Raw genomic sequence first — 12,965 nt, 5'->3', positions numbered from 1 at the left:
CTTCAATTATGCTCAACGCTTTAACATAAAAAAAGCACTATACATCAGCTGTGCATAGTGCTTCTAATATTATATTTTACAAGTATGACCTATAGATTACCGATGGATAAATACTTAGTTTCTAAATAAGGTTCAATCCCTTCAATACCACCTTCACGACCCAAGCCGCTCTCTTTAAATCCACCAAATGGCACTTGAGCAGCACTTGGTAAACCATCATTCCAACCAATAATGCCGAAATCCAAGTTATCTTGCAGATAGATACCTTGCTTGTAATTATTCGTGAAATAGTAAGCTGCTAAGCCAAATGGCGTACCATTTGCGATTTCCAAAGCTTCATCGATGGATTCAAAGCTAATAATCGGGGCAACAGGGCCAAATGTTTCATCGGACATAATATCCATATCCAATGTCACATCGCCCAATACTGTTGGTTCAACAAAGAAAGTATTTTTCTCTGTATCCACAATCACATTGCCACCTGCCAACACTGAAGCGCCTTTAGATTTTGCATCTTCAATTTGTGCTGCAACTTTATCAAAGCCTTTTTGATTGATTAAAGGACCAATATCAGTACTTTCATCCATACCATTGCCAACTTTCAAGGCCTTTGCTGCTGCTGCAAATTTTTCACTGAACTCAGCCAATACATTTTTATGAACAATAAAACGATTAGCACATACGCAAGTTTGGCCCGCATTACGAAACTTAGAAGCAATCGCTTGCCCGATCACAAAATCAATGTCCGCATCTTCACAGATAATGAATGGCGCATGTCCACCCAACTCCATAGAAACATGCTTAACTGTATTTGAACTTTCACTGATCAAGCGTTTACCAACAGGCGTTGAGCCTGTGAAAGTAATTTTGCGCACATATTTACTTTCTGTAAATATAGGCCCAACTTTAGCACCTTCACCAATCACACATTGCACAACATCTTTTGGAATCCCTGCTTCATGTGCTAATTCCACTAAACGAATCATCGTCAATGGTGTATCCTCAGCTGGTTTAACGATGAAAGTACAACCCGCTGCCAATGCTGGCCCTGCTTTACGCGTCATCATTGCAGCTGGAAAATTCCATGGCGTAATTGCCGCTACTAAACCAACGCCTTGACGAGTTACAACAATACGTTTGCTTGTTGAACCTGCTGGAATCGTGCGACCATAAATGCGTTTAGCTTCTTCTGCATACCAAGTTAAATAACTCACAGCATAAGCAACTTCACCCAACGATTCTTTGTACGGCTTGCCATTTTCTTCCGTCATGATTTTTGCAATGGATTCTTTATGCTGAATGATTAAATCCGCCCATTTTGAAATCAAAGCAGAACGCTCATAAGCAGAAGTATTGCGCCAAGCAGCTAATGCATCATGACCTGCCTTTAACTTTGCAACAATTTCATCCTGAGTGTCCATTGGCAAAGTTGCCAATAGATCACCTGTTGCAGGATTATAAACTTTCAATTCATTCATTGAACTATGATCCTTTCTTAGTTTTTGCTTGCTTCTACGAAGCCAGCTTCTAAAATCGCCAAACCTTTCGCCAATTCTTCGTCACTGATTGTTAATGGAGATAAGAAGCGAATAACATTATAATTTAAGCCCGCTGACAACAATAATAAGCCATTATCATTTGCATATTTAGTAATGATGGCTGTACGTTTTGCATCTGGTAAACCAGTTGCAGGATCTGTTAATTCAGCTGCCACCATCGCACCTAAACGGCGAATATCACCAATATAAGTATGCGTTTTTTGTAGATCAACCAAGAATGCTTCTAATTTTGCACCCAAGATTTCAGATTTTTCATTCAGTTTTTCTTCTTCAACAATATCCATTACAGCCAATGCAGCAGCACAAGCCAATGGATTACCTGCAAATGTTCCACCCAACTGACCTGCTGTTGGTTCATTAACGATCTCCGCACGACCCACAACAGCACTTAACGGCATACCTGCTGCAAGTGATTTAGATGTTGTCATCAAATCAGGCACGATACCGAAATGTTCCATTGCAAATAATTTACCTGTACGACTGAAACCTGCTTGGATTTCATCCGCCACAAACACAATGTCATTTGCTTGACAGAAATTATAAACATGCTCAACAAAGCGTTTTGGAGGAACAATAAATCCACCTTCACCTTGAACAGGCTCCATCACCACACAAGCAACCATACTTGGGCAAGTTGTACCTCTAAAGAATTCATCAAAAGCTGCAATCACACCATCAATATATTGATCTTCGCTCATGCCTTGTGGACGTTCATAAGTGAACGGGAATGGTGCTTGGAAAACATCTGAATTGAATGGACCAAAGCCTTCTTTATAAGGCTTAACTTTACTTGTCATGCCCATTGTTAAATTTGTACGACCATGGAATGCACGGTTAAATACAACAACGCCCGATTTACCTGTAAAACGACGCGCAATTTTCACAGCGTTTTCTACAGCTTCAGCACCTGAATTTAATAAGATTGCTTTCTTTTCATGATCACCTGCTGTAATTTCACATAATCTTTTACAGACCTGAATATAGCCTTCATACATCACAACATTGAAACCAGGATGTGTGAAATGTTCCAATTGCGCCTTAACTGCTTCAATTACTTTCGGATGGCTGTGACCCACGTTCATGACACCGATTGCCCCTGCAAAATCGATATATTCCCTACCATCTTCCATCACAACTGTTGCATTTTTTGCTGTCACAGCAACATTCAAATTGCCAGTGCTAACACCACGAGCAACGTATTTTTCACGCAATGCTTGTAAATTACTCACGATAAATCTCCTACAAATAAAATATAAATGAACTTAAAAATGGTTGAATGATTAGTAGATAAAGTTATTTAGGAACAAACACATTCAAGCTGATCAACATCTCTTCTACAGATGTCGGTAACAAATCAATGTTATATAGCAAATCACACACAGCATAGAGCGCGGCAAAGCTATACAGTAAAACAATAATGGTTTGAACAATTGGGCTAGTGATCATGCGATTACACTGCCATTCTGGCGTAATATCACCGTATTTACGCGCATTTCTTAACATTAAAATCGGAAGAATTGCCAAGATCACTCCGCCTACAGCACCTGCGAATTCAAGCGCACGACCAAATGAAACCATCTCTTTATATGCCAAGAAGAAAGGCGGAAGAGAAATAATTGCTAAAACTATCAAACGTCTTAACTTATTTGTTTCTGGACCTAATTTGAATTGGTCAAAAATATTCGTGAAATAGCTACCGCCTAATCCCCAATAAGATGTCAGCATTGCACACAAGGCGAATAAGTTAGCTGATAATGCAGCCCATGAACCTAAATATTTTCCCCAAGTAATTGTGGCAATTTCATCCACATCATTAATGCCAGCCAATGAGATCACAGATAATGCAACTGTTGACAACAAAACAAAGGTACATAGCATTCCTATGATAATTGCTTTTGGCAATTCTTTAGGTTTATGCGCTAAACCACGTGCAATTTCTGGCACAATGTACTGCGCTGAATAGGCGAATACGACTAAATAGATGATAGGAATCATGTAAGACCATTGGCCTTCCATTAAGTTCTCAATTTTAGTATTCACATTAAAAACAGTTGCAAGGGATAAAATAATGATCAACGCAACCATCGCCATGCTGATGTATTTACCGCCTTTCCCAATAGCTTTTAACCCCACATATAAAATTCCGATGGCTGGTACCGCAAAAATCAAACTACCAAACTGATTCGGAATGCCAAACAATTGATTAATTAATCGGCCACTGCCTGCCATATATGCAATGAGCGCCCCTGTAGTATTCGCAAAAATTGAGATAAAAATTAACCATGAGCCGATCTTGCCAACATATTTACGAGCAAGACCACTTAATTGAAAATGTGATTTTGTGCGTAAAGACGATTCTGCCACATAAAGCATCGTGATCGTTGTGATAATACCAATCACAATTAACCATAAAAATAGTGGCAAAAATCCTGAATTTCTAGAAGCATATGGAATGGCCAAAACACCCGCACCGATGTTTGTACCCACGATCATCGCAACACCTTCAAGCAGTGTTAATTTTTTTGTGACCAATGTTGCTGTTACTTCGTTACTCTCTCGCTCTGTTGATTTTGCACGCGCAAAATCATTAGAAGGCATAGCTAAACCTTCAGTACTGCCTAAACTCATGTTCCTCTCCTTGGTTCCTTTTACGCGAGCTTCTTTTAGTATTATTGTCCTACTTGTAGTAGATATGAAGTCTCACTTGATTTTTGCAATGATTAATTTCAAACAACTTACAACAACTTCTGATTCAACCTCCTCATTAAATTTCACAAAATGACTGATTGATTCAATAGTAGATGGTTCTCTTATTCATAACAATTAGATAAAAATAATGAAATTTATGATAAATTCATACGATCGTATGAAACAATCACAAAAGGTCATTTATGCAGCTAACTGTTAGAAATCTATTGACTATGCCTGAACTGAAAATAAAATTAATCAGTGAAAACAATGTAATAGATAAACATATTGTATGGGCTCATACATCAGAATTAGAAAATCCCAGCGAATGGGTTCAGGCTAATTATCTGATTATGACAACAGGATTAGGCATTCCCAAAACAGCTGATAAACAAAAAGCCTACATACAAAGAATCATTGATGCTGATTTAGCAGGACTGATGATTTCCGATAATATGAGTGCCCCGAAAGATTTAAGCACATTAATTGAAGTCGCCAATGAGAACCAATTTCCTGTACTATCTATTGATTACCATACGCCCTTCATTGAAATTGCGCGAATTGTTCACGAAGCTAATAAAGACAATAAGGATCTGATCAATCAACAATTAAGCAGATTATTGTACGAACATACTAAAGAACTCATTAAAGAACATAATGTTAAAGATTTATTGAATAGAATTCATAATTTATTGAACATGCCAATTTATCTGATTAATATTGATAATCCCACAGAGGCTCTATTTAATTGCGAAGCAACACCACCAGAAATTCAAGGGCGCCTACTAGATTTTGACTTTAACGCCACAGAGATTCAAAAAATCTATCAGAAATCTGCCGTAACATTGCACACAGTGCCATTAAAAGCACAAGGTTTTACATTAATCATTGCTGATAACAATATCAGCAGAGATTTACTACAAAATCTCGCGTTGATCTTTAGTTTATACATCGAGAGCAAAAAAGAGTATTTCTATCAAAATATTACACAAAGTGGTGAATTCTTAGAAGATATTCTCAATGATAATGTCAGCGATGCTTATATCGAAAAAAAATTACCCAGTTTTCACCTGAATATTCAACAGAGCATTTTATTGATTGCAGAGCCACAAGAAAACATTAACTATAAAAAGATACTTTTCAAATACGGCATTAATGGTTTGGTTTCATTCAAAAAAGACAAAATCATATTATTGGCTGAAGAAGATCATCTACCTAAATTGCAACAATTATTCCCATTGGTGGGCATCAGCGATGTCATTAAAAAAACACAACGCATCCAAGATGCTTTTCAAGAAGCTTCATTGGCTTATAAAAACTGCTCTGCCGAATTTTCAGTGCAACATTATTCACAACAGAACTATTCTCACCAAACACTGCCCAAAAGCATTGAAGAAGCACAACGCATATTCGACTTCAATCTTGGCGCGCTATATTCCCATGATCAAAATAAAAATACGCGCTATATTCACACACTCAAAGCTTTCTTAGAAAATGATCGAGCTTGGGAAAAAACAGCTAAGATTCTACACATTCATAAACAAACATTAGTATATCGAGTGCAAAAAATTCAAGAAATGACACAGCGCCAACTCAATTCTACCGCAGATATCGTCGAACTTTGGATAGCATTAAAAGCAGGGGAAATTTTAGGCATCATTGAAGAATAAAATAGGCAATCACCCCCATATTGTTAAAAATGTACTAATATTGATTCGTCATCTTCTAATTTACTTTCTTTTGAGGCTAACATGTCTGCTTTTTACACTGCGATGAAACATTCTCATCTATTATTTGTTGTCATCACACTGTTATTATTAAACTTCAGATTCTTCTGGAAACAAATTACACCTGAAAAATCATTACATAAAATATTTCGTATTGTTCCCCACATCAACGATACCTTACTTCTAATTACAGGCGCGATGATGGCTTATACAGTTAAATATATTCCTTTTGTGAATGCTAACTGGCTAGGTTTAAAGCTAATCTTATTACTGGTATATATTGGCTTTGGCTTTATGGCAATCAAATCACCTGCTCGCTCACCTAAAGCTTTCATCGGTTACGGTTTAGCGATGTTTTCTGTGGGTGCAATGATTTATTTAGCCATCTCAAAACCATTTTAATCACTGAGTAAATTATGACTATTGACAAAAAACATCTCAAAGAAACTTTGACGGACATGCAGTATCATGTCACACAAGAAAATGGTACAGAACGACCATTCACAAGTGAATATAATGATTTCTATGAAGATGGCATTTATGTTGATATTGTGAGCGGCGAAGCGCTTTACTCATCCAAAGACAAATTTGATGCAGGTTGTGGCTGGCCATCATTCAGTCGGGCTCTAGCTGATTTAGTTATGATCAAAGATCATAGCCATGGCATGATCAGAACAGAAATTAGAAGCCCAAATGCCGACTCTCATTTAGGACACATCTTTCCTGATGGACCAATAGAAATGGGAGGTTTACGCCATTGTGTTAATGGTGCTGCATTGCGATTCATACCTCTTTCCGAAATGGAAAAATTAGGCTATAATCGCTGGCTGTTCTTATTTCAAGAATAAAAAAAAGCTAATGATCCTTTCAAATCATTAGCGAGTCAACGTTAAGTAATAATTATAATACGTTACTTCTTAATTAGGCCTTAAGAAGTAACAGTTCCTATAGTAATGGGTCAAGCCCTATATGTCTAAATAATATAATTAATCACTGAATAGTAACTTATCCATTAATAAAAAATAACCTATTGATTATCAATATAATCATATGATACACCCTAAATTCATCATTTAATATTTTGATAATGAGACTTTTTTATAATATAAATTTTTATAATAATGATTTCACATATAGAAAATGCATCAAATCCACTAAATTTATATCAATTAGTTACATATATTTAACTTATTAAAATGATAATCTTGTGCAATTAAAGAAAACTATTAAATAAAAATGCAATTCAAAAAATCTATTACGATAGTACGCTAATACAAAAAGTTAAATGCTCTTTGTAAAATGAATAGAATGCATTGCCCTTCTGAATTTAATTTAGGTAATTTACCAAGCTGTAAAAAAACCTCTTCCAATCGTGATTGCGCACCTATAGACAAACCTCTCATCAAAGGCAATGTTTCATCAAATACTGTTTGCCAGCACAAATCACCATTGTAAGGAATATCGATATTTAAAAAATCAACAATATCATTGTAGCAACGCATTGCGGATTCAGGCTTCTGGGCAAATACAATCGTTGTTGTCATACTTAAAAGTTGGGCAATTGGCACCGCAAGCATCGCGATCGTATCATTCTGTTCTGAATACTCAACAGCTTCTGATCGACCAATTTTAGCAATATGTACGCGAACAATTAAAATCATACAATACTCTGACAAAGAGATTTTGTTATCCATATCGATTAATGTCTTACAAATATTCTCTATATCTTGAATTTGGAATTTCGCTAGATGATCCATTTTAGGCAATTCAGCAGTTAAAACTTGTAACCGCTGCAAATCAGTCATTTTTTCTAATCGATCAGACTCATTTAAAACATATTTAAACAACTGAGGCGACAACTTAGAACGCAAGAAATCCAATTGCTCTCTACGAGTTTTAGAATCATGTGGCGTAACAAATGCAGCGTAGCATTTTGCCAACTTAGTAAAAATTAGTTGACTACTGCGATCCAAACCCAATTCAATTACAATATTGTGACTCACATTATTTTGTCGACTAGATGCATAATCATGCAAAGCCATCACTAAAACTTCATCCGATTTCTCCGAGCTATCCACAAATTTTTGATCCAATAATTTAACCGTACCGCCACTCGGCCATCTATATGTAGGTTGAATTTTTCGTATTCTCTTTAAAATTGGAGGATGCGTGTCAAAAATACTGGTTTTTTCATGATAATTTTGTATATAAAAATGCGAAAACTCCTGATGTGTTGCATCCATAGACGTTGTATTGTATTGCTCTTCATCACCTTCTAATAATGCAATCTTTTCCAAAACTTGCACAATATAACGACCACGAACAAAACGTACAGATTCAGCATCAGCTAAATACTCTCTTTGTCTTGAAATTATGGCTTTGACGATCCTGGCAAAAATTGCGCCAATCGCCCCCACAAACATAATCAAAAGACTCAAAACAATGACAGGCATTGTGATGAATATAATAAAAACTGGGAATAGACTGTTCCCTTCACCAAATTCCCTAGAGCCTGCGCCAATCGTTCTCATTGAATAACCTAAACAAAAACGATTAATCGTATCAAAGTCACCTAAAAAATGGCGAGTAAAAAAGCTAAACATCGTATAGCCATACAAATAAATGCTTTGTAAACCATATAACCAACCAATTAATTTAAAATTCAGAATCGGGTCTTTATGCAATATATGACTAATTTCATGCCCAACTAATGCTTGCAACTCCGAACGAGTTAAGCGGCTAATTGAACCTTCCGTCACCGCAATCGCAGTATCTTTTCTGCCTGTTGCAATCGCAAAGGCATTAATGTCATAGGAAGGTAAAATGAATAAACGTGGCAGAGGAATTCCCGCAGCAATCGACATTTCTGTCACCACTTGCATGTATCGAGCCACAATTGGATTTTGGTTAAATTGATTGATCTCAATTGCCCCTAATTTTTGCATAACATAATCCACGCCCGCACGCATTTCCACAAACTTCGTCCAAACCATGATCAACATAAATACATTGCATATGACAATCCAAATCCATGCATCGATTGGCGTCGCCCAAGCCAATACAAATCCCATAGCTACGGATGTAATTGAATACACCAATAAGAATGCAGATACAAATAAGAAACTATTAATCAGATATGAACGTCTATTTTCCCAGTTTTTCATTTTATTCTTTTCCTAATACAAAAAACTCAACGACAACTTTTAGTGTTCTATGATTCAATTGATGGCGTAATATATTCCCCTAATTCACTAATCAACTCTTTCTTTTCTTGTTTAGTAAAAAATGTACTCAATTTTCCTTGAGGATTGACTAAAAAATAAGGGCGGCTGCCAAAATTAAAAAGCGTCAAACCATTACGATTTCTAAATTTAAAACGCTCTGCAAAAGATAAATTTGTTGTTCTATCAGGATCAATGGCCACAATGTTATATAATTGCACCAAAGAAAAAGATAACTCAAAAGGACCAATTAAAACAATCTTCAATCTTTCTTTAAATAATGATTGCAAGGTAGCGATCACTTCCCCAAGATCATCCAATTCATTTTCAAATTCCAATAAATCTATGAACAAACTATGCTGACCAAGCAAATCACTTGAAGCAGACAAACCAGTTTCTGATTGCCATTCAATATAAGGAATGGACTCATTGAGACACAAAATCTTATTACCTTCAAAAATTGTGCCATTCTGATCTAAAGATAAATATGCATTTAAATTTTCCAGATGAACTTTAAGAGATTCAGCAGATAATTTTTTAAGCTGATGATAACAATCTTTGACTCGCCAACTTTCAGGATCAGAAACACGCACAAATAATGGTGTTCTAAAAACCAATTTCTCCAAAGCAATGCGTTCAAAATATAATTTAGCCAAAGGCGGAATATAGAATTGCTTTAAATCTTGCATTAAAACTTTCACATTCACCTCCTTTCTAGACAAGCGCGAAGCTCTGCCATCACATAACTTAAAGATTTTTGATTCTGCATCACACATTCATGAGCATTATTACCCATTTCATCACGCAATCTTTTATCTTCAATGAGTGTAATCACATTACTGGATAATTGATTAGGATTTAATACCATAACAGCATTATGTTGTGTGAACTGATTCACCATATCTTGTATATTATCAATGTATGGACCTGTTGTAATCGCTTTACTCAAAAAAGCAGGCTCTAAAATATTATGCCCACCAATTGGCACAAAACTCCCACCAACGGTGATTAAATCAGCTGCACCGTAAAGATACAGCAACTCACCAATGCTATCCAACAACCAAACATCATGTTTTTCCAATGAAAAATCATCAAATGTAGTATCGCTACGCTTTTGATAACAGTAGCCATAATCTTTAATCAGACTTTCAACGACAGTAAAACGCTCTGGATGGCGAGGCGCGATTGCCAATTTCACATGAGGATATTTTTGATGAATCTCTCTAAATGCCTCAATGATGATTTTTTCTTCGCTTTCATGGCTACTCGCCAAGCACCACAATAGATAATTACGTTTACCTTTGATTAATTTCTGAGTTTTGCAATTAAAATCTTCTGGCAATACAGTGATGTACTTCAAATTCCCCATCACAGAAACATTCTGTGCGCCGATAGATAAAAATCGTTTTTTATCCTCTTCAGTTTGCGCCATAACATTCACATGACCCAGCAATTGACGAATCGTTTTAGGAATTTTTGCATATCCCTTTTGAGAACGATCAGACAAACACGCGCTAATAATAAATGTTTCAATACCCAGTTTTTGACAAGAATCTAAAAGGTTCGGCCAAATTTCAGTTTCCATAATCATTAAAATTTTAGGATCAATTTTTTTGAGAAATTTGCGTGTAAAAAAGCCAATATCATGTGGCAAAAAAGCAATAGAAACCGTATCACCAAAACTTCTTTCGATTTGCGCTCGTCCTGTTAATGTCGTTGTTGTTATCAGAATCTTAAGCTCAGGTAATTGTTTTTGAATTTCAAAAACTAATGGCGCCATAGCACGCACTTCACCTAAAGAAACCGCGTGTAAAATAATATCGTGCGGACGAGCCATTTTGGTAAAACCTAAACGCTCCCAGCCATAACGAAAACCATGACCTGATTTTTTATCTTTAAAATAACGAAACAACAAAACCCATGGCAGTATGATCCACCACAGGCTTTTATAGATAAACAATAACATAGTGTTTTACAACGCAGCTAAACCTTCATAATTAGGATAGTTCAATTGCAAAATGCGTAAACGATCATTTGCCATATCTTCTAAATTTAAAGCGCGATATGCTTTAACTTGAATTGCCAATGCTTCTTGCACGGCTGGTGCACCATCATAATTATCAATCACATATTGTGCACGGTTTGCCGCACCTACATATGCTTTACGATCCATATAGAAATTTGCAATATGAATTTCAGACATTGCTAAAATATTTCTTAAGTATGTCACACGCTTTGCAGCATCTTCAGCATAAATACTGTTTGGATATTTATCCAAAATCACCAAGAAAGCTTCTAATGATTCTGTTAACTGCTTCTGATCCACTTTACTGTGATCTGGCGGTAAGAATTTATCAATGATAGAACGAGCTTTATCGAAATTCACTAATCCTTTGATATACCAAGCATATGCTGTATTTGGCTGATTAGGATATAACTTAATAAACTCATTAGCTTCTTGAAGTGCTTCTTTATGATCACGATTCAAGTAATATGCATACATTTTATTCATTTTCGCTTGTTCTGCATAACTACCTTGAGGAAAACGTGCTTCTATTACGTCAAATCTCTCAATCGACTCTTTATAACTACCACCTTCTAAGCTGTTTTTACCTTCTTGTAAAAGATCACTACCCGACATCATACGATAACGATCTTCTTTTTTAGTAGCTGAACATCCAACAATCAACAACATTGCGGATAAAAGTACGCTACAATGCACAACAGTTTTATTCATATCTCAAATCCATGTGATTTAGTGATTTAACAGAAATTTTAACCCGCTATTATACTCAAAATTATGCAAGCTACAGAAACTTTTTCATTGATTATCCCCATGACTTCCGCTGGCAGTCGCTTAGATGTTGTTTTAAGTGAACTATTGCCAAGCTTTTCACGCAGTAAAATCCAAGATGCCATCAAAAATGGTGAGGCAACTCTTAACGGTAAAATACCTAAAATTAGAGATAAAGTATATGGTGGCGAACAGATCGTTATCACTTTAATTCTAGAACAGGATTACTTAAATGATGCCAAAGCAGAAGACATTCCACTAGATATTATCTATGAAGATGATGATATTTTAGTCATCAATAAACCTGCGGGTTTAGTTGTTCACCCTGCTGCTGGCAATCATGATGGCACATTATTGAATGCATTATTGCATCATCATAAACATGCACATTTATTGCCTCGCGCGGGGATTGTTCACCGTTTAGATAAAGATACAACTGGTTTAATGGTGGTTTCTAAAAATTTAGATGCTTATTATCACTTAGTCGAACAATTAAGCGATCATTCAATGGGCAGAACTTATCATGCCATTGCAAGCGGTGACATGATCTCTGGCCAAACCATCGATGTGCCCATTGGTCGTCACAAAACTGATCGTAAAAAAATGAGCGCACAAGCCATCGGTAAGCCTGCAATCACTCATTATAGAATTTTGGATCATTATCGTGGTCATACATTGATTGAATGCCAATTAGAAACAGGCCGTACACATCAAATTCGTGTACATATGAATTTTATTCATCATCCTCTATTTGGTGATAGCACTTATGGATGGCGCTTAAAACTCCCCTCTAAAATGGCTCCTGAACTGGCGGAAGAACTCCGTCAATTTAAGCGTCAAGCATTGCACGCCAAAAAATTAGAGTTGACTCACCCTAAAACTGAGAAGAGAATGGTCTTCGAATGTGATTACCCAGAAGATTTTGAAAATCTCATCAAAATCTTTAAAGAAGACCAAAAACAAATAGAGGATTAAT

Annotated in this window: 11 protein-coding genes; 4 read left to right on the top strand and 7 right to left on the bottom strand. The window is 36.2% G+C overall.

All coding sequences use genetic code 11. From position 1 onward, the window contains the following. Positions 1–89 precede the first annotated feature (89 nt). From ACA100_RS08555 to ACA100_RS08545, 3 genes are all read right to left on the bottom strand, one after another. Positions 90–1,478 (bottom strand): NAD-dependent succinate-semialdehyde dehydrogenase, encoded by a 1,389-nt coding sequence (locus ACA100_RS08555; RefSeq protein WP_481077286.1) that lies wholly within the window; start codon positions 1,476–1,478, stop codon positions 90–92. 17 nt (positions 1,479–1,495) lie between these two features. Beyond that, a complete protein-coding gene (gene gabT / locus ACA100_RS08550) occupies positions 1,496–2,788 on the bottom strand; it encodes a 4-aminobutyrate--2-oxoglutarate transaminase (protein WP_481077285.1) in 1,293 nt (430 codons plus the stop codon). A 64-nt stretch (positions 2,789–2,852) separates the two neighbouring features. Further along, the gene (locus tag ACA100_RS08545) at positions 2,853–4,157 is read right to left on the bottom strand and encodes an aromatic amino acid transport family protein (protein ID WP_481079122.1); all 1,305 of its coding nucleotides are present in this window, start codon (positions 4,155–4,157) and stop codon (positions 2,853–2,855) included. Positions 4,158–4,450: 293 nt separating this feature from the next. Between ACA100_RS08545 and ACA100_RS08540 the strand changes: the two genes are divergently transcribed. The 3 genes from ACA100_RS08540 (at position 4,451) to msrB (ending at position 6,822) form a co-directional block, all read left to right on the top strand. Continuing rightward, on the top strand, positions 4,451–5,917 hold the full coding sequence (locus ACA100_RS08540) for a PucR family transcriptional regulator ligand-binding domain-containing protein (protein WP_481077284.1): 1,467 nt from the start codon (positions 4,451–4,453) through the stop codon (positions 5,915–5,917). Positions 5,918–5,998: 81 nt separating this feature from the next. After that, a complete protein-coding gene (locus ACA100_RS08535) occupies positions 5,999–6,376 on the top strand; it encodes a SirB2 family protein (RefSeq protein WP_481077283.1) in 378 nt (125 codons plus the stop codon). Between the two features lie 14 nt (positions 6,377–6,390). Next, positions 6,391–6,822 (top strand): peptide-methionine (R)-S-oxide reductase MsrB, encoded by a 432-nt coding sequence (msrB, locus tag ACA100_RS08530; RefSeq protein WP_481077282.1) that lies wholly within the window; start codon positions 6,391–6,393, stop codon positions 6,820–6,822. A gap of 420 nt (positions 6,823–7,242) precedes the next feature. Here the strand turns inward: msrB and ACA100_RS08525 are convergent, their stop codons facing one another. Genes ACA100_RS08525 through ACA100_RS08510 form a run of 4 tightly spaced genes read right to left on the bottom strand, consistent with a single transcriptional unit; the run spans position 7,243 to position 11,932 of the window. Then, complete coding sequence (locus ACA100_RS08525) at positions 7,243–9,138, bottom strand: M48 family metalloprotease (protein ID WP_481077281.1); 1,896 nt, start codon at positions 9,136–9,138, stop codon at positions 7,243–7,245. Positions 9,139–9,185: 47 nt separating this feature from the next. Next, complete coding sequence (locus tag ACA100_RS08520; RefSeq protein ID WP_481077280.1) at positions 9,186–9,896, bottom strand: hypothetical protein; 711 nt, start codon at positions 9,894–9,896, stop codon at positions 9,186–9,188. 2 nt (positions 9,897–9,898) lie between these two features. After that, positions 9,899–11,107, bottom strand: a complete 1,209-nt coding sequence (locus tag ACA100_RS08515) for a 3-deoxy-D-manno-octulosonic acid transferase (RefSeq protein WP_481077279.1) — start codon at positions 11,105–11,107, stop codon at positions 9,899–9,901. A 60-nt stretch (positions 11,108–11,167) separates the two neighbouring features. Beyond that, the gene (locus ACA100_RS08510) at positions 11,168–11,932 is read right to left on the bottom strand and encodes an outer membrane protein assembly factor BamD (RefSeq protein ID WP_481077278.1); all 765 of its coding nucleotides are present in this window, start codon (positions 11,930–11,932) and stop codon (positions 11,168–11,170) included. Positions 11,933–12,031: 99 nt separating this feature from the next. Between ACA100_RS08510 and rluD the strand changes: the two genes are divergently transcribed. Continuing rightward, positions 12,032–12,964 carry a 23S rRNA pseudouridine(1911/1915/1917) synthase RluD gene (gene rluD, locus ACA100_RS08505; RefSeq protein ID WP_481077277.1) on the top strand — a complete coding sequence of 311 codons (933 nt, stop codon included), beginning with the start codon at positions 12,032–12,034 and terminating at the stop codon, positions 12,962–12,964. Position 12,965: the final 1 nt, after the last annotated feature.

This window comes from Wohlfahrtiimonas sp. XWW7 (assembly GCF_056716055.1).
Note: the sequence above shows the minus strand (reverse complement) of the source record. Positions and strands in the feature narration are given on the sequence as shown.

Excerpts from the sequence above, each read along its gene's own strand:
- ACA100_RS08555 (WP_481077286.1), bottom strand. The coding sequence starts at position 1,478 with ATGAATGAATTGAAAGTTTATAATCCTGCAACAGGTGATCTATTGGCA.
- ACA100_RS08545 (WP_481079122.1), bottom strand. The coding sequence starts at position 4,157 with ATGCCTTCTAATGATTTTGCGCGTGCAAAATCAACAGAGCGAGAGAGT.
- ACA100_RS08540 (WP_481077284.1), top strand. The coding sequence starts at position 4,451 with ATGCAGCTAACTGTTAGAAATCTATTGACTATGCCTGAACTGAAAATA.
- ACA100_RS08535 (WP_481077283.1), top strand. The coding sequence starts at position 5,999 with ATGTCTGCTTTTTACACTGCGATGAAACATTCTCATCTATTATTTGTT.
- msrB (WP_481077282.1), top strand. The coding sequence starts at position 6,391 with ATGACTATTGACAAAAAACATCTCAAAGAAACTTTGACGGACATGCAG.
- ACA100_RS08525 (WP_481077281.1), bottom strand. The coding sequence starts at position 9,138 with ATGAAAAACTGGGAAAATAGACGTTCATATCTGATTAATAGTTTCTTA.
- ACA100_RS08510 (WP_481077278.1), bottom strand. The coding sequence starts at position 11,932 with ATGAATAAAACTGTTGTGCATTGTAGCGTACTTTTATCCGCAATGTTG.
- rluD (WP_481077277.1), top strand. The coding sequence starts at position 12,032 with ATGACTTCCGCTGGCAGTCGCTTAGATGTTGTTTTAAGTGAACTATTG.